We start from the raw sequence: 20,568 nt of genomic DNA on the forward strand, positions 1-20,568 counted from the left end.
ATGGCCGAACTCACGCCGCGCATGAAGGAGCTCGTCCAGCCCTACTTGGCCGGTATCGAACCCTACGATCCCGACTTTGCGCCCACGCGCATCAATCTTTCGGCCAACGAGAACACCTATCCCGTGCCGGCTGGCGTGCGCAAGGCGGTCGACGCGGCCCTGGCTGCCACGCCGCTCAACCGCTATCCCGACCCCATGTCCAACGACCTGCGCGATGAGCTTGCTGCCTGGCATGGCGTGGCACGTGAGAATATTTGCGTGGGCAACGGCGGCGACGAGCTGCTCTATAACTACCTGCTGGCGTTTGGCGGCGCGGGACGGACCCTGCTCAACTGCCCGCCGTGCTTTAGCGAGTATGCGTTCTTTGCGTCTCTGTGCCAGACCGAGGTGCGCGACGTGTGGCGTGATCCGACGAGCTTTGAGCTCGACCAGGCAGCCATGCTCGCCGCGGCGCCGGAGTGCAACTTGGCCATCGTGACCTCGCCCAATAACCCCACGGGCGACGTGGCGCCGCTCGACTTTGTCGCGGCCCTGTGCGATGCATGCCCCGGCATGGTCATGGTCGACGAGGCCTACGTTGAGTTTGCGGACGATTCGTTTGGCGCGGCTACCACGGCGCAGGGGCTTATCGCCGAGCATCCCAACCTGGTGATTCTGCATACGCTGTCCAAGGCGTTTGGCGCCGCCGGCACGCGTCTGGGCTATGTGATCGCGGCGCCCGAGGTCATCGATGTGTTTGCGGCGATTCGCCAAATCTACTCGGTTAACGTGCTAAGCCAGGCCGCCGCGCTTGCCTGCGTGCGTGCCCGCGATGCGTATGCGCCTGTGGTGGCACAGGTCGCATCCGAGCGCGAGCGCGAGTTGTGCGCCCTGCATGCAATGGCTGCCGAGGGCATGCCCGTGGAGGCATGGCCGAGCGCGGCGAACTTTGTGCTCGTGCGCACGTCGCATGCCACGCGCGTGCGCGAGCGTCTGCGCGACGAGTATTCGATTTTGGTGCGCGACTTTAGCTACGCGCCGGGGCTCGCGGACTGCCTGCGCATTACCGTGGGCACCCCGCAGGAAAACGACGAGGTGCTGGCTGCGTTTGCCGCGCTGGTGAAGGAGGAGATGTAGATGGACCGCTATGCCGAGGTGACCCGCAAGACGGGCGAGACCGACATTGTCGTAAAGCTCGACCTGGATGGAAGCGGCGTGTGCGATATCTCGACCGGTGTGCCGTTTTTCGACCACATGCTCAACGCTTTTGGCCGCCATGGCCTGTTCGATCTGACGGTGCACGCGGTGGGCGACGTGGAGGTCGATGCGCATCATACCGTCGAGGACACGGGCATTGTGCTGGGCGAGGCGTTTTGCCAGGCGCTGGGCGACAAGGCGGGCATTACACGCTTTGCCGACGCGGCGATCGCCATGGACGAGACACTCGTGATGGCTGCTGTTGATATTTCGGGGCGCGGGCAGGCCTACTGCGAGCTGCCCGTGCCGACCGAGCGCGTGGGCAGCTTCGATACCGAGCTGGCCGTCGAGTTCTTCTACGCCTTTGCGCGCGATGCCAAGCTCACGCTGCACGTGCGCGAGCTGGCGGGCGGCAACTCGCATCACATTATCGAGGCCGCCTTTAAGGCCGTGGGTCGCACGATGCGCCACGCCTGCGAGCTCGATCCCCGCGTGCAGGGCATCCCCAGCACCAAGGGATCGCTGTAACCGTCACAAGGGTAAAACCACCACAAAGGGGACAGGCACCTTTGTGGTGGTTTTGGATGATGAGAAGTGGAGGGGTCGCGTGGGCGAACCGAAGATCGTGGTGGTTGACTACCACAAGGGCAACTTGTCGAGCGTTGCGCGCGGGCTTGCGCGCGCCGGTGCCGCCGCCTGCACATCGGACGATCCGGAGCAGATCCGTAATGCCGACGGCCTGGTCATCCCGGGCGTGGGCGCGTTCTATGACGCGATCGCCTTTATGCGCCAGAGCGGCGAGGCGGACGCGGTGCTCGATGCCGTCGCCGCCGGAACTCCGCTGCTCGGCATCTGCCTGGGCCTTCAGCTATTTTTTGAGCGCGGCAACGAAGGCGTGCCTGCGGACGAGGGCGCGGTTGCCGATGGCAACACCCCCCAGCAGGCCGGTGGCCCCTGGGTCGATGGCCTGGGTATTATGTGCGGTTCGTGCACGCGCTTGGAGTCGAGTCGCCTGAAGGTGCCGCACGTGGGCTGGGACCAGGTGCACATGACGCCCACCGGTGCGGCCGATCCGCTGCTTACTGGTTTTGCCGAGGGTGCCAACATGTACTTCACCCACAGCTACGCGGTGTCCGACGATGCCGATGCCGCCGATGTGCTGGCGCGCACGCACTATACGCGGAGCTTCCCGTGCATCGTGCGCCATGGCAACGTGTGGGGCTGCCAGTTCCATCCCGAGAAATCCTCCGCGCTGGGTCAGCGCATTCTTAAAAACTTTGTGAGCATCGTCGAGGGGGCCGGCCGATGATTCTGTTTCCCGCAATCGATTTGATCGGCGGTAAGGTCGTGCGCCTGGAGCGCGGTGACCGGAGCCGCTGCAAGGTATATTCCGACGACCCCGTGGCCGTTGCCCGCTCCTTTGCCGAGCAGGGCACGAGCTGGGTGCACGTCGTCGACCTGTCCGCTGCCTTTGGCGAGGACGAGGATGCGTGCGCTGCCAACTCGGCGGCGATAAAGGCTATCTGCGGCGTCGACGGTCTGTCCGTGGACGTGGGCGGCGGCGTTCGCTCGCTCGCGCGCATCGACGAGCTTGCCGGCTATGGCGCGCGTCGCATCGCGCTGGGCACGGTGATCGTGACCGAGCCGGGATTTGCCGAGGTGGCGGCTCGCGGCTTTGGCGAGCTGCTGGTGGCAGATATCGCCGCACGCGACGGCCAGGTCAAGGTGAACGGCTGGCGCGACGGCGCGGGCGTGGCACTCGACGATGCCGTGGCGCAGCTTTCCGAGCTGGGCTTTAAGCATCTGGTGTATACCGACATCGCGCGCGATGGCATGCAGACGGGCATCGATGTGGCGGCGTATCGTCATGTGGCCGAGGTCGCGGGCTTTCCCGTCGTGGCTTCGGGTGGTATCTCGACGCTCGACGATATCCGCGCACTGGCCGCGGTGGGTGAGGATGCTATTGAGGGCGCCATTACCGGCCGTGCGCTCTACGAGGGCAACTTTACGCTGGCCCAGGCGCTAGCCGCCGCCCGAGGGGAGGAGTAGCCCATGCTTACCAAACGCGTGATTCCCTGCTTGGACGTCAAGGACGGCCGCGTGGTCAAGGGCGTCAACTTTGTGAGCCTGCGCGATGCGGGCGACCCGGTGGAGCTAGCCCGCGCCTACGACCGCGAGGGTGCGGACGAGGTTGTCTTCCTGGACATTACCGCCACGAGCGACAACCGCGCGACGACCATCGAGATGGCGGCGCATGCGGCCGAGGAGCTCGCTATTCCCTATACCGTGGGCGGCGGCTTTCGCGACCTGGCGGGCATGCGCACCATGGTTGCAGCCGGCGCCGACAAGGTGTCGCTTAACTCTGCCGCCGTGCGCGATCCGTCGTTGATTAGCCAGGCTGCCGCGGCGTTTGGCAGCCAGGCCGTGGTCGTGGCGATCGATGCCAAGCGCGTCGGTTTGCCCGGCGCATCTGGTGCCGACAAGTGGGAGGTCTTTACCGCAGGCGGCCGCAACGCCACGGGTATCGACGCGGTGGCGTGGGCCGAGGAGGCGGCCCGTCGCGGCGCCGGCGAGATCTTGCTCACCAGTATGGACCGCGACGGCACCAAGGCCGGCTTTGACCTGGCGCTCACCCGCGCCGTGGCGCGCGCGGTGCCGATTCCCGTCATCGCGAGCGGCGGAGCGGGCACGCTCGAGCATTTTGCCGAGGGCGTGATCGAGGGCGAGGCCGACGCCGTGCTGGCGGCGAGCGTCTTTCACTTTGGAACCTTCAGCATTCGCCAGGTGAAGGAGTATATGGCGTCGCAGGCTATTCCCGTGAGATTGGATTTTTAAATGGAGCAAGTGACAACTGCGTCCGAGCTCAAATACGACGCCAAGGGGCTGATTCCTTGTGTGGTTCAGCAGTATGACACCGGCGAGGTGCTTATGGTTGCCTGGATGAACGAGGAGTCGGTGGGGTTGACGCTCAAGACCGGCACCACGTGGTTTTGGAGCCGCAGTCGCCAGGAGCTCTGGAACAAGGGCGCGACGAGCGGCAATATGCAAGCGGTCAAGGAGCTCTGGGCCGACTGCGATAGCGATACGCTGCTGGTCAAGGTTGACTCGCCGGGCCCGGCTTGCCACACCGGCAACCGTACCTGCTTCTTTAAGAAACTCGCGTAGGGCGGGCGCTCGATTAGACGCTCGGCCACCAGAAAGGATTGAACTATGGGTGTGCGCACCGCAAACATTCAGGATGGAAATATCGGTGAGACGCTGACGGGGCTCGCCGAGGTGATTCACGGTCGTCGTGATGCATCGCCGCAGGAGAGCTATACCGCGCGTCTGCTGACCGACGTCGAGGATGAGCTGCTCAAGAAGCTTGCCGAGGAGTCGAGCGAGGTGATCATGGCCTGCAAGGATAACGATCACGATCACATCCGCTACGAGGCCGGCGACCTGGTCTACCACCTGCTCGTAACCCTTGAGCGCTACGGTATCACCCTCGACGAGCTTGCCGGCGAACTCAACGCCCGCCGCCACTAGTCGTTTGGGACAGTCTTTGTTGGTGTAACGGGGTCATGGAAGTTGCGGTGAAATAGGGACTGTTTAAGCGCTTCATCAGGCAAAACAATCCCTATTCCACCGCAACTTATGAAGGGATGGCTAGTCGAGGGGTGTGGATTCCCATTCGCCGTTGGGGTGGGGGATGTCGAAGGTTCGGTAGCCGCAGTCGTAAGCGTGGGCCTGGGCCTCGCGGATGTTCCAGCAGATGTCGCAGGCGCGGTGTGCGTCCGAGCCAAAGGTGATGGGTACCTCGGTGTGGGCGAAGCAACGCAATAGCCCGGTCGCGGGATAGTAATCGTCGAGCCCCTTGCGCGGCGCGGCGGTCGAGACCTCAACGCGGCGGCCCGTGTCGTGAGCGCACTCGGCCATCTGCCCCCAGAACGGCGTCGGGTCAAAGTCGGGCGCAAAGCCTTCCTTCGAAAAGCGCATGACCAGGTCGGGATGGGCCATTACGTCAAAGTTGAGTGAGCTTTCGCAAGCGCGGCACCAGTCGTCGACGTAGCGCTCCCACACGCCGTGTACCCCCAGGTTTTCCCAAACGTGCAGGTTGGTGTCGTCGTCGATCCAACCGCAAAGGGAATCGGGTGTATCGGGACGAGCGACGTTTTCCGTTCCCGCCGTACCCGCGGCGCCGGCCATGATATCGCCTGGGTTGCCAATCCAATGCACACTGCCCAGGCGTACGACGGCGCCCTGGGACCAGCGCTCAACCAAAGGCTCGCAGCCCTCGTACCAATCGCATTCAAAGCCATAGATAAGCTCGAGCTCCGGCGCGATTTGCGCGGCAAGCTTGCGAGCATCCTCAAAAGCCAGACGATGTGCCGGCAGGTCGCCCTCAGTAACCTGCACTTCGCAGTTGGCATCCATGCTGGCGGGCAGTGTGAGATGGTCGGCCGAGACCATGACGCGGCAGCCGGCCGCAGCAGCGGCGCGAACGTTGTCTTCAAACGAGGCATGGCCGTCCGAGAACGAGGTGTGGGTATGGCAATCGACCAGCGGGCAGGCAGACATGGCGACTCCTTTGCATTTGGCGAAACCGCTCCATTGTAATGGCGCGGCCCCCGATGCGACGAGCGCACCGGGGGGCCGAAATCGACTGGAAAGGGTGCGCGGTGCGGCCTCGCTTGCGCTCTCAAAACATGCACATCAGCCTCCAAAAGCTGCAGAAAATGACATGTTTGGAGGCTGATGTACATGTTTGGATAGGAGCGAGGGCGGCGACGGACGAAAGTCACGTCTGTGCCACGTCCAATGTGCTAGCGTTTGGATGAACAAAACGAGCCCGCGCGGAAAGGATCCGGACCGTATGCAATGCGATAGCACATCCCCGCTGTCCCGCGAGACCGATGCGCCCGAGACCATCGTCAAGCTGGAGTGCGACATCGACGACGCGTCGCCCGAGGTGCTCGCCTATGCCGCCGACCGCCTGCGCGAGGCGGGTGCTCGCGAGGTACATTGGCTGCCCCTCTATTGCAAGAAAGACCGCCCCAGCTGGCAGCTACAGGTAATCTGTGCTCACGAGGATATCGAGCGCCTGCAGACGATTATCTTTTTGGAAACCACGACCAACGGCATTCGTCGCCAGGTCATGGAGCGCGTTTGCCTGCCACGCCGCTTTGAGCGCGTAACGACGCCATGGGGCGAGGTGTCCGTCAAGGTGGCAACCCTGCCCGATGGCAGCGAGCGTGCAGCGCCCGAGTACGAGGACTGCGCCCGTCTCGCTCGCGAGCATAACGTGCCGCTCCAGCGCGTGATGCAGACGGCACAAGCCGCGGCACTGCGATTTGAATAACGCGGCTGGTGGCGACATTCTGCGCCCAGCCATATCAACCCCATTCGAAAGGATCTCCCCATGAAATACCTCATCGCCTCCGACATCCACGGCTCGGCATACTGGGCCGAGCGCCTGGTCGCCGACATCGAATCCGAGCAGCCCGACCGCATCGTGCTGCTGGGCGACCTGCTCTACCACGGTCCGCGCAACGACCTGCCGCGCGATTACGCCCCCAAGCGCGTAATCCCGCTGCTCAACGCCCTGGCCGACCGCATCATCGCGGTGCGCGGCAACTGCGATGCCGAGGTCGACCAGATGGTCCTCGACTTTCCCGTCATGGCCGACTACGCCACGCTGTTTGACGAGACCGGCCGCGAGCTGTTCCTGACGCACGGCCATGTCTTTGGCGCCGGCATGCACAACAGCGTCGACCACGCGCCCGCGCTGCCCGAGGGCTCCGCGCTCGTCTACGGCCATACGCACATCAAGGTCAACGAGGAAAGTGCCGCGCATCCGGGCCTGTGGCTCTTCAACCCCGGCAGTGTGAGCATTCCCAAGGACGGCACGCACAGCTACGGCATCTACGAGGGCGGTGCGTTCCGCCACGTGATCCTGGAGGAGGAATAACCATGGCGCAGCATATGGCTCAGCAAAATGCCGAGGGCTCGCGCGATCTGTCCACGCTGATAGACGCGTCGGCCGAGCTGCAGCATCTGGTGCAGACCATCTGGCGTCTGCGTCAGCCCGATGGCTGCCCTTGGGATCGCGAACAGACACACCGCAGCATCGGCAAGAACATGATCGAGGAGGCCTACGAGGCACTCGACTGCATCGAGGCGGACGACGCGGTTCACCTACGCGAGGAGCTGGGCGACGTGCTCATGCAGGTCGTGCTGCATGCGCAGATCGCGGCGGATGCCGGCGAGTTTACGCTGGCCGACGTGGCGCGCGATATCGACGCCAAACTCATTCGCCGTCATCCGCACGTGTTTGGCGATGTGGATGCCGACAGCTCCGACGAGGTACTCAAGATTTGGGACGAGGTCAAGCTTGCCGAGAGGGCTGCCAAGGACAAGGCCGTGGCGGCAGGCGAGGCTGCGCCCGAGGGCCTGCTCGACGGCGTGCCCACGCATCTGCCGGCGCTGATGCAGGCTCAGAAGGTGTCGCGCAAGGCGGCTGCCGTGGGCTTTGAGTGGGAGACGGTCCAGGATGTGTGGGACGAGGTTGCCGAGGAGCGTGCCGAGTTTGAGGCCGAGGCCCCTGGCTCGCCCGAGCGCGAAATGGAGTTTGGCGACCTGCTCTTTGCCTTGGTCAACGTCGCACGCAAAGAGGGTATCGACGCCGAGAGCGCCCTTCGTGCCAGCACGGCAAAGTTCCGCCGTCGCTGGGCCGCGATGGAGCAGATGGCGGCCGATGCTCACGTGGATCTTGCCGAGCTTTCGACCCACGGCCTCAACGACCTGTGGGATGCCGCAAAGGCGGAGGAGTAAGACTGCGGGAACGACGGGCTGACACGCCTCATCGTTCCCGCTAAATTTTTCGAAAATCAAGTGTATCCCTCGGCTAACTTAGGGCATAATGCAAAAAGTGCGACATGGCTAACTTACGGAGGCGCACCGACGGTGCACGGTCAGCCGGTCGCTTGCATCCACTACGTTTCCAAGTGAGAGGGAGACAACATGAGCGATATTTTGGACGTCTACGGTCGCGAGGTGCTCGACAGCCGCGGCAATCCCACCGTCGAGGTCGAGGTCGTGCTCGAGGACGGCAGCTTTGGCCGCGCGATGGTGCCTTCGGGTGCTTCGACCGGCGCCTTTGAGGCCTGCGAGCTGCGCGATGGCGACAAGGGCCGCTACCTGGGCAAGGGCGTTTCGCAGGCCGTCGAGCACGTCAACAACGAGTGCGCTAACGCCGTCGTGGGCCTCGACGCTTTCGATCAGCGCGCCGTCGATGCCGCGCTGATTGCCGCGGACGGTACCCCCAACAAGACCAAGCTCGGTGCCAACGCCATCCTGGGCGTGTCGCTGGCCGTTGCCCGCGCCGCTGCCGAGTCGGCGGGCCTGTCGCTGTACCAGTATCTGGGCGGCGTCAATGCCCACCTGCTGCCCACGCCCATGATGAACATCCTCAACGGCGGTGTGCATGCCGACAATAACGTCGACTTCCAGGAGTTCATGATCATGCCGGTGGGCGCTCCGAGCTTTGCCGAGGGCCTGCGTTGGTGCGCCGAGGTCTACCACACCCTCAAGGGCGTGCTGCACGAGGCCGGCCTGGGCGGCGGCGTGGGCGACGAGGGCGGCTTTGCGCCCAACCTCAAGACCAATGCCGAGCCGTTCGAGTACATCACCAAGGCCGTGGAGAAAGCCGGCTTTAAGCCCGGCGTCGACTTCATGTACGCCATGGACCCGGCCTCGACCGAGTTCTACAACGCCGAGACCGGCATGTACGAGCTCAAGGGCGAGGGTGTTGAGTACACGAGTGCCCAGATGGTCGATTACTGGGAGAAGCTCGTCGACACCTATCCCATCATCTCCATCGAGGACGGCATGGCCGAGGAGGACTGGGACGGCTGGGTCGAGCTTACCCGTCGCATTGGCAACAAGGTGCAGCTGGTGGGCGACGACCTGTTCGTCACCAACACCGAGCGCCTCAAGAAGGGCATCGAGCTGGGTGCCGCCAACGCGATCCTGGTCAAGGTCAACCAGATCGGCACGCTCACCGAGTCGCTCGAGGCCATCGAGACTGCCAAGGAGGCCGGTTACGCTTGCATCGTGAGCCACCGCTCCGGCGAGACCGAGGACTCCACGATCGCCGACTTGGTCGTGGGCGTCAACGCCGGTCAGATTAAGTCGGGCGCCCCGTGCCGCAGCGACCGTATCGCCAAGTACAACCAGCTCATCCGTATCGAGGACGAGCTCGAGGGCAGCGCGCGCTACGCCGGCAAGGCCGCGTTCTACAACATTCGCTAGGCAAACGGCGTGCGCGGGGCGGGGCTGACTCGGATTCGCCTCGCTCCCGCCGGGCGCTGTTGAGCACCATTGGGCGCTGGGCCATATGGCTCAGCGCCTTTTTTATGTCGAGCAAGGGCCGCCGAAGGCGTTGCGCGCGCTCGTGCTATAACTAAAAGACTTAGCGCAAACAAACCTCAACCGCACAAGGCGCACATGGATCAGATTTACGACAACAGGTACTATTCCGCCGGTTCGCGTGAGCCGTCGCCTCGCCGTGCGCGCACGGTGCAGCTCGGCGGGTCCGATTACGCCGGTGCCGACTGCTCCACGCAGCGATCGACAAGTGCCTCACACTCCCGTGCTCAAGTGAATACGTCGACGGACCGCCCGCTACGTTCGGTGCGCCCGGCGCACTCGGAGCATGCTCAGCGTTCCTCGGCTCAAACGCATGAAAAGCCGAGTAGGCCCTCGAACCGTCTTTCGGGCTCGGACTTCATGCATTACGCCAACGATAACGCGGTGGTCAAGGCAATCTACGACTTTACCCACGGTCCCCAGCGGGGGCTGTTTGTTGGCATTGTCGTCGCCCTGGCGCTTGTGAGCCTGTATTTCCCCGTGCGCGACCTGTATGTGGCAAAACGCTCGAGCGACATCTTGGCCAAGCAGGTCGAGATTCGCGAGCAATATAACGACGACCTGCAAAAAAGCGTCGACAAGCTGCTCTCGGAGGAGGGTATCAAGGACGCGGCATCCGAGGACCTGGGCCTGGTGATGCCCGGCGAGAAGAGGATTGAAGTGCAGGGCCTGGACGACGATTCGGATGCCTCGTCGAGCAAAAAGTCCTCAAACGCCAAGAAGGCCAGCGAAGTGGCCAAGGAAATCGAAGAAGTCGGTAAGGACGCGCCGTGGTACATCCAAGCGCTCGACATGCTGTTTGGGTTTAACGGCGTCGAGGGTCAGACGGTCGTGTCCAACGGCAAATAGCGCCCGGAGGGGAGCTCGCAATGACAAATTGCAAACGCTATAAGGTGGCCGCGATCGACCTGGGAACGGTGTCGTCGCGACTGGTGTTGGCCCAGGTCGAGGGCGGGGCAATCGTGGAATCGTCCAAGCATACCGAGATTACCGATCTGGGTGAGGGCGTGGACGCGACGGGCCGCTTTTGCGAGGCGGCCGTTGAGCGCGTGCTCGCTGCGTGCCGCATGTTTGTGGACGAGGCTCGTGCCTTTGGGGCCGCGTGCATCTGCACCACCTGCACGAGCGCCGCGCGTGATGCGTCCAACGCAGCACTGCTGCTGGACGGCCTGCGCGATCTGGGGCTTGAGCCACAGGTGATTCCGGGCGAGGTCGAGGCACGCCTGACGTTTTTTGGCGTGGTGCACGACTTTGCCGGCGAGCGCATCATTGTTGCCGATTCGGGCGGCGGATCCACGGAGCTCGCGACGGGCGTCTATGCGCCGGAGCGTGGCGTCTTTGCGCTAGAAGGGACGCGCTCGCTGGACATTGGCTGCCGCCGCGTGACGGAGCGGTTTTTCTCGACGCTGCCACCCGCACGCGGCGAGCTTGCTGCCGCTGCCGCGTGGGCAGGCGAGCAGTTCGCCGCCTATTTTGAAGGCCTGCCCAGCGACTTTGAGCGCGCCGAGCGTCTGGTCGCGGTGGGTGGCACGGTGACTACGCTGGTGGCTCTGGTCCACGAGCTGGAACCGTACGATTCGAGCTTTGTTCACCTACGCGAGCTGTCGCTGGAGCAGGTCTCGGCCGCTATCGAGCGCATGTCTGTGTTGGACGCGGAAGGCATCGCCGCGCTGCCGGGTGTACAGCCCAAACGCGCGGGCGTGATCTTGGCTGGCGCCGTGGTGATCCGCGAACTCATGCGTGCCGGCGGCTACAAGACGCTCACCGTAAGCGAGAACAGCCTGCTCGCCGGTATGGCCGCCACCATCAACGAGACCCTCGACGGCGCGACCCCCACCATCGGCTGGACCCCGAGCCTGAGTGCTCTTTAACCGTCTTCCTCTGAGTTGCGGTGAAATAGTTCCTAAATAAGCTGGTAAACGGTATAAACAGGATCTATTCCACCGCAACTTAGAGCCCTGCCGGCGTGTAAAAGAAACGAGCCCGCATCCCTTGGGGACACAGGCTCGAAAGCTCCATATGGTAGGGGCGGTGGGACGTCCGCGCATTTGCTGCGCAAATACGCACCGGCTTCGGCCGCCTGTCGGCGCCCTCGCCGGCTCGCTACGGACGCTGCGCGTCCGCTTAACGCTCGCCCCCTCGCGGGTTCGAGTCTCACCGGCATCTAAAAGAAGCGAGCCCGCATCCCTGAGGAACACGGGCTCGAAAGCTCCATATGGTAGGGGCGGTGGGACTCGAACCCACAATCCTTGCGGCGAGAGATTTTAAGTCTCCTGCGTATGCCAATTCCGCCACGCCCCCGTGAGACTAGAAGTCTAGCACAAGCCGTCCGTTACGCGTTGACGGCCATCGAGTGTTGGCCCGACTTCTCCAGGAACTCCTGGAACTTGGCTTCGTCGCCCTTGTTCTGGTACTGCAGGGCTAGCAGGTACTCCAAGCGGCAGCGCTTGACCGGGTCGTCGCCGACATCCTCGAGCATGCGCTCCAGCTCGGGAATGTCGTTGTGGCGCTTGAGGATCATCGTGTCGTACATCAGCTGACACTCGTGCGCAACTGCCTCGGCCTGACCGCCCTCAAAGCCCTTGATCTCGTGCAACAGCTCTTTGGACTTTTTGCGGTCCTCCTGGCCAACATAGTAGTTAAAGGCCTTAATCACCAAGTCGACGCGCTGCATCTTGGGGAGGTTGAGTCCCAGCAGTAGGTCGAACATCTCGCTGGCGCGCTCGTGGTCCTCGCGCAGCAGATAGGAGTTCAGACGCAGGTAGTCGCGGTTGTAGCGCGGGTACAGCATGCTGGTGAGTTTGCCGTCGAGCAAACGATCGAACTCGTCCCACTGCTTGGCAGCCATAAGCTGCTGCAGGCGCTTAAACGTGGTGCGTTTTTTGACGCTAAAGAACACCGACACGGCGATGCAGATGATAACGACGGCGGTCCAGAGGGTGCGGGAATCGGGCATATTAGGGTCCTTAGTCGCTCATAAAGCGAGCGGTATGACAACACGTACTAGATGTATTATACGCAGCGCGCAAGCAAACTGGCATAAAAGCTCATCGAGGCCGAGTGCCATCGCTCGCTGCGGTACACTTACCTAAAGTAAACCATGAAGGGAGACATTACCTATGAAGAAGATCGTTTTGGCTTGCGGTGCTGGCGCTGCTACTTCCACGCTCGTTGCCCAGAAGGTCGCTACTCTGCTCGACGCCAACGGTTATGCCGACAAGTACGAGATCGTGCAGTGCGCCATCTCCGAGGCCAAGGATTACTGCGACGAGGGCGCCGACCTGCTGATCGCCACCACCGTTGCCCCCGAGGGCCTCACCTGCCCGTACGTGAGCGGCGTGCCCTTCATGACTGGCATGAACCGCGTCGCTGCCGAGAAGGCCGTTCTCGACGTCATGGCTCAGTAGGCGCTGACTGTATGAATGAGCAGAACGCCAATCCGGTCGAGCTCTTTGGCATGCGCGTTGCCCATGTGGGCATTAACGCCACCGACCCGGCAGACGCCCTGGAGATCGCGGAGCTGTTCTCGACGATGATGGGCCTGCCCGTCATCGAGACCCCGGTTTCGTACTTCAACGATTCGCTGGTCGAGATCATGAAGCAGAACGGTCGTGGCACCAAGGGCCACATCGGCTTTGCCGTTAACGACATCGATGCAGCTGAGAAGTGGTTTGCCGAGCGCGGGCTCGAGGTCAACGAAGAGTCGCGCGCGCTGCTGCCCGACGGTGGTACCAAGCTCGTGTACTTTAAGCGCGAGTTCGCCGGTTTCGCCGTGCACCTGTGCCGCGAGTAGCGCACAAGCTGCCATAGCTGGCAAAAAGGGATAGGGTCGCGTGGCCCTATCCCTTTATTTATGCCGAGGGGCTTCCTATCGTGGCAGGCGAATCGTAAAGCGGCTGCCGACCCCTTCGACCGAGGTCACACCGATGACGCCGCCGTGGCTGTCGACGATCCACTTGGCGATCGCAAGCCCCAGACCCGAACCCTGTGCGCCGGCATCGCGCGCGTTGTCGGCACGGTAGAACCGCTCGAACGCGTGAGCTGCGGATTCCTGGTTCATGCCGATGCCCTCGTCCTCAACACTTATGTCGATCGTGCCCGCGCCCGCATCTGGCGTTATGCCAAATGTGACGGTCGTTCCCGCATCCGAGTACTTGGCGGCGTTTTGCACGATCACGCGCAGAGCCTGCTTCACGAGCGCCACGTCGACGGGCGCGTCGCAGCGCGGGTCGCTGGCAAGCGCAGCGTCAGAAGCCAGCCGATACGTGTGCTCGGTATCGATCATCTGCGATTCTTCGCATACCTCGCTGACCAGTGCAGCCAAGTTGGTATGCGCACGCTGCAGGACCGTGCGCCCGGCATCGCCGCGTGCCAAAAACAGCAGCTGCTCCACAAGCTCTTGCATGTGCTCGCTTTCGGCTTTAAGGGACGCGATGGATTCCGCCAGCACGTCCGGGTCGTTCTTACCCCAGCGGTCGAGCATGTTCACGTAGCCCTGAATCACCGCGATGGGCGTGCGCAGCTCGTGGCTCGCGTCGTTGACAAAGCGCATCTGCTGCAGCTTGGCCTCTTGCATCTGGCGCAGCAGGCGGTTGAGTGCGACCTCGATGCTTGCCAGGTCGGCGTCGCCGGTGGTGACGCTCGGCGAGTCGACGCTTGCGCGCTCGATGGCCTGCTCCAGTGTTTCCATTTTGCCGCCGGCGAGTTGCATGCGGCCGAGTTCGTCCACGCGCAGGGCCAGATCGTTGAGCGGCGCCATGGTGCGGCGCACGCGGCGGGCGCCGCCGAGCATGTTGAGCACGCTGATGACCTGCCAACCCACAACGACAAGGTAGAGAGGCCATAGCGTGACGAGGTCCTGCGCGAGGGGGAAAGTCTTGGTGGTACGCGCAAGCTCGACGGTATAGGTGAGCGTTGTCAGGTCCCAGCCGCGCGCGGGCGTCAGCGTCATGCCGCGAACGGTGGCGCTGGGGATCCATCCTGCGGTAAACGCGCCGTTGGGCAGCGTCTGGTTGTATCCATAGACAAGGATCGCCGCCACAATCACTACTAGCAGCAGGTCGAGCCAAACGTAGCTCATCAGGCGGCGCCACATATAGCTCCAGTTGATGGCGCGGGCGATGGAGGTGACGCGCTTGGCCTCGGCGTTACGCGCGGCAGACATAGCCCACCCCGCGCACGGTCTGGATGATGCGGACGCCGCCGGCGTCCTCGATCTTGGCGCGTAGATGCGCGATGTGCACGTCGACGTTGTTGGTGTCGCCCATGTATTCGTAGCCCAGCGCTTCGTGCGCGATGCGTTCGCGCGTGAGCACGGTCTCGGCATGCGCCATAAGCAGGGCGAGGACATCGAACTCGCGGGCCGTGAGCGCAATGGGCGAGCCGCCGACCGTGACTTCGCGGCGGTCGGGGTCGAGCGCAACCGAGCCCACGGCGAGCGTGGCGGGGGAGAGCGAGGCGGAAACCTGGGTCGAGTCACTGACCGGGGGTATCGCGGTGGCGCCGACACCCGTGCCGCCTGCCGCGCCCGTCCCGATGCCGCCAACGCCCGAAGCCGCCCGCACGGCCTCCGAGCGCTTCAACGCCACGCGGATCCGTGCGAACAGCTCCTCAATCGCAAACGGCTTGGTCAGGTAATCGTCGGCGCCGGCATCGAGCCCGGCCACCTTGTCCATCACGGCATCGCGCGCGGTGACCATTATCACCGGCACATCCTTGTGCTTGCGGACGCGCCGCAGGACCTCCATGCCGTTGAGCTGCGGCAACAACACATCGAGCAGAATAAGATCGTAGTTGCGCTCCAGCGCCAGGTCCACGGCGGTGCGGCCATCGGCGGCGTGTTCCACCTGGTAGCCCTCGTGCTCCAGCTCGAGCGTCACAAAGCGGGCGATTTTCTCCTCGTCCTCTACGATCAGGATCCGTGCCATGCGTGCCCCCGTCTGCGATTACTTGTCGTCGTTCAGATTTTGCTTGATGTCGTCCGCGGCATCGGCGGCGTGATTCATAAGGTTGTTGATGCTGCCGGGCACGTCGCCGTCGCTGTCGATGCGGTAGCGCATGCCAAAGAACAGGCCAATCAGCATCAGCCAAATCGTAGCGCCCCAGGCAAACAGGGCGATGATGGGGATCAGGATGGGGATGTTGAGGATGATCGCATCGCGGCGCGTGGCGATAAACTTGGTGTCCAGGCTCAGGCGGAAGAGCTTTTTGAGGTACTCCCATACGCTGTCCATCTTCTTGGAGAAGTCGGTCTTTTCGCTCGACTTCTCGTAGGCGGCCTGCGCGGCGACCATCTCGGCTGAGGGCTCATCGACTGGCGCGGACTCGGTGGCGGCGTGCGCCGACGTGGTCTGCGTCTTGCCCTGCGACTCGAGCCAAATGATGGCGTCCAAAACGTTGCCGTCGGCGGCGTCGAGCGCGGCCTTGGCATCGGTGTAGCTCGCGTTGCACTTGGTGCGGATGGTTTCAACTTTTTCGAGGTCGTCCATGACCTGTCCTTTCGTTCGATGGGCGCGACGCCGGGCGATCTGCCCGGGCGCGAGCGTTGCGTTCGGCGGCCTGCGTTGCGCGGCGCCGCCCCGCCCCTTGTTCGAACTCTATAGTGCAGGTTATAGATTAAGCGATTCTTGAGCCAAGATTAATGTTGGATGAGTTTTTTGGTGGTGCGGAGGCGGGCTTTGAGGCAAGCGCAGGCTGAGCGGCTAGAGCCCAGGGGTAAATTTGTGTCCGCACGGCGAGATATACTTTTAACGATGTTGATGGGCGTGACAGGGCAAAGTTGCCTGGCGCCTGCGAAACCAGAGGGGCCGCCGTGCCGCATGGTGCAAACGAGCGGGGTCTTGATACAAACAGGAGGTCATAAGTGCATATCTACGCTATGAGTGACATTCACGGGTGCCTTGATGCTTTTAAGGCATCGCTTTCCACCGTCGACCTCGATGCCGAGGATTCCAAGCTGGTTTTGCTTGGCGACTACTGCGACCGAGGTCCCGATTCGCTCGGCGTCTTTGAGCTCGTCATGGACCTACAAAAGCGTTATGGCGACCGCGTCGTGGCGCTGCGTGGCAACCACGAGGAGATGCTGCTCGAATACATCGACGAGGCGAACGATCGCAATTTCACGCAGGCATGGATACTTGCCGACAGTAATTTGGCAACGGCCAAGAGCTTCTTAGACGCCGAGGCATTCAAGCACGTTAAGCACCTTTTGAGGCTCAGGGAGTTCGAGGAGGCCTACGCCTTTACGGTTGAGCGCATAAAGGCCGAGCACGCGGACATAATCGCGTGGGTTCGCAAGCTCCCCTACTTTTACGAAAGTCCCTTCGGCCAGGTCTTTGTGCACGCCGGCATTGACGAGGGTGCCGGGGAGTACTGGAAGCTTGGCACGTCTGACGAGTCGTTCACCATGATGCCGCCCGATTACGTGGGGCGTAAGTTCTACCTAGATGTTATCGCCGGGCACATCAACACCGAGGCGGTCTCGGGCATCACGGGCTACCGCGGTATATGGCATGACGGAGCCAGCCATTACTACATCGACGGGAACGTCATGAAGAACGGCGAGGTCGCCGTTCTGAGCTACGATTCGGAAACGGGGAAGTATGGTGGCCCCGGGTTGGAGTAGGCTGGCGGGCGATTGGCTCGCGGATTGTCTGCGCGGGCTCGATTCGGGGCTAGGACTGCGCCTTTGACGTTAACGGGATGCGGAAGCACCGAGAGGGGTGCTTCCGCGGAAACGATCGTCGGGGCTTCTTTTACCCAGTGACATAAGGCTTTTATTTGGCTAGCTTTTTGGTCGACTCGACCATCGCGTCCTTTATCCAGGTCATCGAGGCATCGGAGGTGTAGTCTCTGCCCTTAATGACGTTTAGTGAGAGGCTGCTTTGCAAGCTGAAGGTTGCAAGCTGCAAACTGAAGAAAGGTTTTAGTTTAGATGAAATTAAAAAAAGAACTACGCTAACTTATAATTATGGAACTGTGAGAGGCATCTGAAAAAGGTGACTATAAGATGGATGACAAGCGTATTTTAATCATTAACGGCAAGACCGAGGACCAGATAATCGAGCAAATTATCGGTCTAGTGAATGATGATGATGAGCTAGGAGACATTCTAAAATCATATGAGGAGTCTCCTGGACTTAACGAATTAATAGAGAACATGTCTGCCTTCTTCACCGTTCAATAGAAAATTGCTTTTATGCGTAGGCCAGGGATAAAGCTGGTGCCAGCTTGGGGCAAGAACGATGAAACTGTTTTCCCGCACAATGTCAAAGGCGTTGATCATAAATTGAAGGTGCAAATCAAATGAAGATTAAGGAATTTTGCTCTCATATTATTGATATGTATGCTGGCGGTTTTGATGAGGATGTATTGAATACAGAATTCTCAAAATCTGGTTTTGAAGAGTTTCATAAAAATCACGGTAATAAGTACTTATTGGTTATTTTAATTGATAGTACCGATGACGATCAAATTATTACAACTTTTGATATGTCTGGTACATTTCCTAGTGATGATGGCGGTTTGATGACAAGGTATACTCCTACTGGAGCTTATGCTATTGGACCTGCAAAGGAGAGGAACATCTCTGCTGAGCGTACTATCGAGGTTACAATTTGGGTTACTCACGTATTTGATTATATCAATTTCTTTGAAAATAATGTTGACGTAAAACCGTTGTACAAGAGGGACGTATTGTATGAAGAGGATTAATATCGCAATCGATGACAGGACTGGAAAGTATTTCGTTCCTGATGATTCTCCAAATGACGATTATTTCGACGATGAAGATGAACAATTTATTTCAAATCGTAAAGATTTCAAAACTGTAGATAGTTTCATTTATTATGCCAAATCTGTGAAACAGTATCTTGCAAATGGTTGGGTGCCGGAAAGAATTTATTAACCGGTTCGTTTGATTACCAGCTATATCGGCACTGCGATTCACAATACGGCATTGCCAAAGAACGCCTTCCTCGGAAGGTGCGGCTACGCACGGGCCAACGAGCGCGAGTGCGTTACAGGTCCCGCGTGTGCGAGGAATAGGAGTTGAACGATATGATTGCGTCGCAGCGCGGGGAGGATTTCACGCGCTGCGACGCAATCTCAGTTGTGCGTTTGCGGCAAACTGCCAATCAGCATATTTGTGAATATAACCGCAGTACACCCCGATCTTCGAAGCGGGACACGACGACAGCCTTTCATACTCATCGAGCATTGAGCGCAGCTTCGTGTGCTCAACAGGCTCGATCTTCCTCTCGACTAGCGAATCGACGTCAGTGGTCGTGACTTTGTTCTCGGGCATCGCAGGCTACCGTGGCATCTGGCATGACGGGGCCAGCCATTTCTACATCGACGGGAACGTAGTTCAGCACGGCGAGGTTGCCGCGCTGAACTACGACTCGGAGACGGGGAGGTACAGCGGACAAGGGCTGGAGGGCGATTAGTACTCCTGCGGCCCGCACAACGCCACCTTAAGCCATTCGTTCATTTTCTTAGAGGGGCATCTTGTGATTAATTCTTCCTTCTTTGTGTAAATGCGGAGTTCGGGTTTACCGGAGCTACTGCAGTAAAATTGCAGCACCGTCGTATTCAAGTTCTCATCCCATTTTTCGATATGCTGATGCAGGCAATGGTATTCATGCTGATTGTTGCTTAAGGCGTGGGCGGCATCATAGAGCGCAAGCACGGAGATGAGCACATGCCATTGCTGGTTTAGATTGTCCTGCGCGCTGTCAGTAAAGGGCTTGAAGGGGTCGACTCGTGCAATTGTTCTACCGCTGTCGTCAAATTGGTAGTGGTAATACCCCTGCTTATCAGGGCAGTCCTTGAGCCTATGCTTGAGTGTGAAGTAGAACGCAATGTTTCCTGGCAACTCTTTTGCTAGCGTGTCAGATATCGTTCTTCGATTGTTTTTGAGTTTGGAGATAAGTTCGTCACAATCGAGGAGTTTGGAACGCACTTTTGAGTCATCAGTATCCTTGAGAATCTGTCTGAGGTTATTAAGAGTGTCGCTGTCAAGTTCGTTTAGCGCGCATATGGTTTTACCCAGCCTATAGGCTGGGTCAGACTTGCTGCTTTCGGGACAATAGTTGCAAGGCTTGTTGCACCATCCGATGAAGTCTTTGACGCCTATTGGATGATTGACATTAAACTTTTTAGTCAGGGATGCACTGTTGCGCACACTGTCGACACGGTTGAAAAAGTCCTGGATATCGTTCAGATCGGCAAGCTGGGTTTCGTCCATATCTGGATTCCTTTCTCATCAGGAAGCAAGTCTCATTATAGGCATTCCTGCGGTCGCAGCGGCTAGGGGTGCCAACGGATAGCCGGGGGTTCCATCGAAGGAAAGAAGCGGGTTCCCAGGACATTCAAGATTTGAGGTCTAATACTTTTCCCGAGAAGTGAACGAGCTAAATCGGACCCCCGAAGCATCGACACTTTAGAGGTGTCGTTCCCTGCGGTTTCAATGCTGAAATCCCACGATTATGCCGCCGAAAAATGCGGATGTTTCAGGGGTCCAAAAACAGCCGTTCACTTCTCGGGAAAAGTATTAGGCCTCGATAGCGGGGGATGTGGTGCCGGTGCAAAACGGCGTCAAAGGTTGGTCGAGCAGGTGGTTTCTCCATTGATGTCCGCGCGACATGTGACACTTACCCTGCCGCCCTGCTCCGCCGCGGCGGCATGCATCTGAACAACGACCCTCTAAGGAGTTCGATATTGATGAGTGACAACACCAAGCATCTCGCAAGGAAGTGCGTCAAGGACGCGGGGCCGTGCCTCGCGCTGTGCCTTGCCGGCGCAGCGGTCGCGCTGCTGGCTGTTCTGGGGCCGTTCGACGTGCTCCGAAGTGCCGCCTCTCTGCACGTTTGCATGGCCCTTGCCGGCGCCATGATGACCGGTGGCGTGCTCGATCTGATTTTTTGGGTGCTTGACCCGTTTGGATGGAAGAACGAGGGGTAAGCCCTAAGGGATGGAAGGGCT

Annotated in this window: 26 protein-coding genes and 1 tRNA gene; 20 read left to right on the forward strand and 7 right to left on the reverse strand. The window is 60.5% G+C overall.

Going from position 1 to position 20,568, the window contains the following annotated elements; genetic code table 11:
- The 7 genes from hisC (at nt 1) to hisE (ending at nt 4,704) form a co-directional block, all read left to right on the forward strand.
- The gene (gene hisC, locus ACKUTP_RS03075) at nt 1-1,116 is read left to right on the forward strand and encodes a histidinol-phosphate transaminase (RefSeq protein ID WP_409063523.1); all 1,116 of its coding nucleotides are present in this window, start codon (nt 1-3) and stop codon (nt 1,114-1,116) included.
- The gene (gene hisB, locus ACKUTP_RS03080) at nt 1,117-1,704 is read left to right on the forward strand and encodes an imidazoleglycerol-phosphate dehydratase HisB (protein ID WP_117779030.1); all 588 of its coding nucleotides are present in this window, start codon (nt 1,117-1,119) and stop codon (nt 1,702-1,704) included. It begins immediately after the preceding gene.
- Between the two features lie 79 nt (nt 1,705-1,783).
- Complete coding sequence (gene hisH / locus ACKUTP_RS03085) at nt 1,784-2,485, forward strand: imidazole glycerol phosphate synthase subunit HisH (protein WP_409063524.1); 702 nt, start codon at nt 1,784-1,786, stop codon at nt 2,483-2,485.
- Complete coding sequence (locus ACKUTP_RS03090; RefSeq protein ID WP_195544820.1) at nt 2,482-3,225, forward strand: HisA/HisF-related TIM barrel protein; 744 nt, start codon at nt 2,482-2,484, stop codon at nt 3,223-3,225. The genes hisH and ACKUTP_RS03090 overlap by 4 nt, the downstream gene beginning before the upstream one ends.
- A 3-nt stretch (nt 3,226-3,228) precedes the next feature.
- The gene (gene hisF, locus ACKUTP_RS03095) at nt 3,229-4,011 is read left to right on the forward strand and encodes an imidazole glycerol phosphate synthase subunit HisF (RefSeq protein WP_409063525.1); all 783 of its coding nucleotides are present in this window, start codon (nt 3,229-3,231) and stop codon (nt 4,009-4,011) included.
- On the forward strand, nt 4,012-4,341 hold the full coding sequence (hisI, locus tag ACKUTP_RS03100) for a phosphoribosyl-AMP cyclohydrolase (RefSeq protein WP_195240749.1): 330 nt from the start codon (nt 4,012-4,014) through the stop codon (nt 4,339-4,341).
- Between the two features lie 45 nt (nt 4,342-4,386).
- Entirely contained in the window at nt 4,387-4,704 is a 318-nt protein-coding gene (gene hisE, locus ACKUTP_RS03105) for a phosphoribosyl-ATP diphosphatase (RefSeq protein ID WP_195544822.1), read from the forward strand.
- 120 nt (nt 4,705-4,824) lie between these two features.
- Here the strand turns inward: hisE and ACKUTP_RS03110 are convergent, their stop codons facing one another.
- Entirely contained in the window at nt 4,825-5,736 is a 912-nt protein-coding gene (locus ACKUTP_RS03110; protein ID WP_409063526.1) for a PHP domain-containing protein, read from the reverse strand.
- Nucleotides 5,737-6,031: 295 nt separating this feature from the next.
- Between ACKUTP_RS03110 and larC the strand changes: the two genes are divergently transcribed.
- The 6 genes from larC (at nt 6,032) to ACKUTP_RS03140 (ending at nt 11,456) form a co-directional block, all read left to right on the forward strand.
- Entirely contained in the window at nt 6,032-6,517 is a 486-nt protein-coding gene (gene larC / locus ACKUTP_RS03115; protein WP_409063527.1) for a nickel insertion protein, read from the forward strand.
- 60 nt (nt 6,518-6,577) lie between these two features.
- The gene (gene yfcE, locus ACKUTP_RS03120) at nt 6,578-7,126 is read left to right on the forward strand and encodes a phosphodiesterase (protein ID WP_271738938.1); all 549 of its coding nucleotides are present in this window, start codon (nt 6,578-6,580) and stop codon (nt 7,124-7,126) included.
- Between the two features lie 2 nt (nt 7,127-7,128).
- A complete protein-coding gene (mazG, locus tag ACKUTP_RS03125; RefSeq protein WP_195503586.1) occupies nt 7,129-7,989 on the forward strand; it encodes a nucleoside triphosphate pyrophosphohydrolase in 861 nt (286 codons plus the stop codon).
- A 189-nt stretch (nt 7,990-8,178) separates the two neighbouring features.
- Complete coding sequence (gene eno / locus ACKUTP_RS03130; RefSeq protein WP_117564903.1) at nt 8,179-9,468, forward strand: phosphopyruvate hydratase; 1,290 nt, start codon at nt 8,179-8,181, stop codon at nt 9,466-9,468.
- A 195-nt stretch (nt 9,469-9,663) separates the two neighbouring features.
- Nucleotides 9,664-10,434, forward strand: a complete 771-nt coding sequence (locus tag ACKUTP_RS03135; RefSeq protein ID WP_409063528.1) for a hypothetical protein — start codon at nt 9,664-9,666, stop codon at nt 10,432-10,434.
- A gap of 20 nt (nt 10,435-10,454) precedes the next feature.
- Entirely contained in the window at nt 10,455-11,456 is a 1,002-nt protein-coding gene (locus tag ACKUTP_RS03140; protein WP_409063529.1) for a hypothetical protein, read from the forward strand.
- Nucleotides 11,457-11,801: 345 nt separating this feature from the next.
- Here ACKUTP_RS03140 and ACKUTP_RS03145 read toward each other — a convergent pair.
- Together ACKUTP_RS03145 and ACKUTP_RS03150 are read right to left on the reverse strand one after the other, a co-directional pair.
- A tRNA-Leu gene (locus ACKUTP_RS03145) sits at nt 11,802-11,886 on the reverse strand.
- A 31-nt stretch (nt 11,887-11,917) separates the two neighbouring features.
- On the reverse strand, nt 11,918-12,541 hold the full coding sequence (locus ACKUTP_RS03150) for a hypothetical protein (protein ID WP_006235902.1): 624 nt from the start codon (nt 12,539-12,541) through the stop codon (nt 11,918-11,920).
- A gap of 163 nt (nt 12,542-12,704) precedes the next feature.
- Here ACKUTP_RS03150 and ACKUTP_RS03155 point away from each other — a divergent pair, with 163 nt between their 5' ends.
- Both ACKUTP_RS03155 and ACKUTP_RS03160 read left to right on the forward strand, forming a co-directional pair.
- Nucleotides 12,705-12,992 carry a PTS sugar transporter subunit IIB gene (locus ACKUTP_RS03155; protein ID WP_006235903.1) on the forward strand — a complete coding sequence of 96 codons (288 nt, stop codon included), beginning with the start codon at nt 12,705-12,707 and terminating at the stop codon, nt 12,990-12,992.
- Between the two features lie 11 nt (nt 12,993-13,003).
- A complete protein-coding gene (locus ACKUTP_RS03160) occupies nt 13,004-13,378 on the forward strand; it encodes a VOC family protein (protein WP_006235904.1) in 375 nt (124 codons plus the stop codon).
- Between the two features lie 75 nt (nt 13,379-13,453).
- Here ACKUTP_RS03160 and ACKUTP_RS03165 read toward each other — a convergent pair whose 3' ends face one another.
- Genes ACKUTP_RS03165 through ACKUTP_RS03175 form a run of 3 tightly spaced genes read right to left on the reverse strand, consistent with a single transcriptional unit; the run spans nt 13,454 to nt 16,073 of the window.
- Complete coding sequence (locus ACKUTP_RS03165) at nt 13,454-14,749, reverse strand: sensor histidine kinase (protein ID WP_409063530.1); 1,296 nt, start codon at nt 14,747-14,749, stop codon at nt 13,454-13,456.
- The gene (locus tag ACKUTP_RS03170; RefSeq protein ID WP_117847866.1) at nt 14,733-15,512 is read right to left on the reverse strand and encodes a response regulator transcription factor; all 780 of its coding nucleotides are present in this window, start codon (nt 15,510-15,512) and stop codon (nt 14,733-14,735) included. Before ACKUTP_RS03170 ends, ACKUTP_RS03165 begins: the two co-directional genes overlap by 17 nt.
- An 18-nt stretch (nt 15,513-15,530) precedes the next feature.
- Nucleotides 15,531-16,073 carry a DUF4342 domain-containing protein gene (locus ACKUTP_RS03175; protein WP_409063531.1) on the reverse strand — a complete coding sequence of 181 codons (543 nt, stop codon included), beginning with the start codon at nt 16,071-16,073 and terminating at the stop codon, nt 15,531-15,533.
- Nucleotides 16,074-16,447: 374 nt separating this feature from the next.
- On the opposite strand from ACKUTP_RS03175, the gene ACKUTP_RS03180 reads away from it, so the two are divergent.
- The 4 genes from ACKUTP_RS03180 to ACKUTP_RS03195 all read left to right on the forward strand — a co-directional run bounded on the left by ACKUTP_RS03180 (nt 16,448) and on the right by ACKUTP_RS03195 (nt 18,490).
- Complete coding sequence (locus tag ACKUTP_RS03180) at nt 16,448-17,209, forward strand: metallophosphoesterase (protein WP_409063532.1); 762 nt, start codon at nt 16,448-16,450, stop codon at nt 17,207-17,209.
- Between the two features lie 384 nt (nt 17,210-17,593).
- Nucleotides 17,594-17,770 (forward strand): hypothetical protein, encoded by a 177-nt coding sequence (locus tag ACKUTP_RS03185; protein ID WP_409063533.1) that lies wholly within the window; start codon nt 17,594-17,596, stop codon nt 17,768-17,770.
- 119 nt (nt 17,771-17,889) lie between these two features.
- Nucleotides 17,890-18,297, forward strand: a complete 408-nt coding sequence (locus ACKUTP_RS03190) for a hypothetical protein (RefSeq protein ID WP_409063534.1) — start codon at nt 17,890-17,892, stop codon at nt 18,295-18,297.
- On the forward strand, nt 18,284-18,490 hold the full coding sequence (locus ACKUTP_RS03195) for a hypothetical protein (protein WP_409063535.1): 207 nt from the start codon (nt 18,284-18,286) through the stop codon (nt 18,488-18,490). Before ACKUTP_RS03190 ends, ACKUTP_RS03195 begins: the two co-directional genes overlap by 14 nt.
- A gap of 537 nt (nt 18,491-19,027) precedes the next feature.
- Here the strand turns inward: ACKUTP_RS03195 and ACKUTP_RS03200 are convergent.
- Entirely contained in the window at nt 19,028-19,831 is an 804-nt protein-coding gene (locus ACKUTP_RS03200) for a hypothetical protein (RefSeq protein ID WP_409063536.1), read from the reverse strand.
- Between the two features lie 476 nt (nt 19,832-20,307).
- Between ACKUTP_RS03200 and ACKUTP_RS03205 the strand changes: the two genes are divergently transcribed.
- Nucleotides 20,308-20,547: a hypothetical protein gene (locus ACKUTP_RS03205; protein ID WP_409063537.1), complete on the forward strand. Its 240-nt coding sequence runs from the start codon at nt 20,308-20,310 to the stop codon at nt 20,545-20,547.
- Nucleotides 20,548-20,568: the final 21 nt, after the last annotated feature.

The sequence above is a fragment of the Collinsella sp. wc0529 genome (assembly GCF_046116875.1).
Taxonomy (GTDB): Bacteria; Actinomycetota; Coriobacteriia; order Coriobacteriales; family Coriobacteriaceae; genus Collinsella.

Coding starts and splice junctions, on each gene's coding strand:
- ACKUTP_RS03190 (WP_409063534.1), top strand. CDS start 17,890: ATGAAGATTAAGGAATTTTGCTCTCATATTATTGATATGTATGCTGGC.
- ACKUTP_RS03175 (WP_409063531.1), bottom strand. CDS start 16,073: ATGGACGACCTCGAAAAAGTTGAAACCATCCGCACCAAGTGCAACGCG.
- ACKUTP_RS03140 (WP_409063529.1), top strand. CDS start 10,455: ATGACAAATTGCAAACGCTATAAGGTGGCCGCGATCGACCTGGGAACG.
- ACKUTP_RS03205 (WP_409063537.1), top strand. CDS start 20,308: ATGAGTGACAACACCAAGCATCTCGCAAGGAAGTGCGTCAAGGACGCG.
- ACKUTP_RS03200 (WP_409063536.1), bottom strand. CDS start 19,831: ATGGACGAAACCCAGCTTGCCGATCTGAACGATATCCAGGACTTTTTC.
- yfcE (WP_271738938.1), top strand. CDS start 6,578: ATGAAATACCTCATCGCCTCCGACATCCACGGCTCGGCATACTGGGCC.
- larC (WP_409063527.1), top strand. CDS start 6,032: ATGCAATGCGATAGCACATCCCCGCTGTCCCGCGAGACCGATGCGCCC.
- ACKUTP_RS03195 (WP_409063535.1), top strand. CDS start 18,284: ATGAAGAGGATTAATATCGCAATCGATGACAGGACTGGAAAGTATTTC.
- ACKUTP_RS03135 (WP_409063528.1), top strand. CDS start 9,664: ATGGATCAGATTTACGACAACAGGTACTATTCCGCCGGTTCGCGTGAG.
- hisE (WP_195544822.1), top strand. CDS start 4,387: ATGGGTGTGCGCACCGCAAACATTCAGGATGGAAATATCGGTGAGACG.
- ACKUTP_RS03185 (WP_409063533.1), top strand. CDS start 17,594: ATGGATGACAAGCGTATTTTAATCATTAACGGCAAGACCGAGGACCAG.
- hisC (WP_409063523.1), top strand. CDS start 1: ATGGCCGAACTCACGCCGCGCATGAAGGAGCTCGTCCAGCCCTACTTG.
- mazG (WP_195503586.1), top strand. CDS start 7,129: ATGGCGCAGCATATGGCTCAGCAAAATGCCGAGGGCTCGCGCGATCTG.
- ACKUTP_RS03165 (WP_409063530.1), bottom strand. CDS start 14,749: ATGTCTGCCGCGCGTAACGCCGAGGCCAAGCGCGTCACCTCCATCGCC.
- ACKUTP_RS03110 (WP_409063526.1), bottom strand. CDS start 5,736: ATGTCTGCCTGCCCGCTGGTCGATTGCCATACCCACACCTCGTTCTCG.
- eno (WP_117564903.1), top strand. CDS start 8,179: ATGAGCGATATTTTGGACGTCTACGGTCGCGAGGTGCTCGACAGCCGC.
- ACKUTP_RS03155 (WP_006235903.1), top strand. CDS start 12,705: ATGAAGAAGATCGTTTTGGCTTGCGGTGCTGGCGCTGCTACTTCCACG.
- hisI (WP_195240749.1), top strand. CDS start 4,012: ATGGAGCAAGTGACAACTGCGTCCGAGCTCAAATACGACGCCAAGGGG.
- hisB (WP_117779030.1), top strand. CDS start 1,117: ATGGACCGCTATGCCGAGGTGACCCGCAAGACGGGCGAGACCGACATT.
- hisF (WP_409063525.1), top strand. CDS start 3,229: ATGCTTACCAAACGCGTGATTCCCTGCTTGGACGTCAAGGACGGCCGC.
- ACKUTP_RS03160 (WP_006235904.1), top strand. CDS start 13,004: ATGAATGAGCAGAACGCCAATCCGGTCGAGCTCTTTGGCATGCGCGTT.
- ACKUTP_RS03170 (WP_117847866.1), bottom strand. CDS start 15,512: ATGGCACGGATCCTGATCGTAGAGGACGAGGAGAAAATCGCCCGCTTT.
- ACKUTP_RS03150 (WP_006235902.1), bottom strand. CDS start 12,541: ATGCCCGATTCCCGCACCCTCTGGACCGCCGTCGTTATCATCTGCATC.
- ACKUTP_RS03090 (WP_195544820.1), top strand. CDS start 2,482: ATGATTCTGTTTCCCGCAATCGATTTGATCGGCGGTAAGGTCGTGCGC.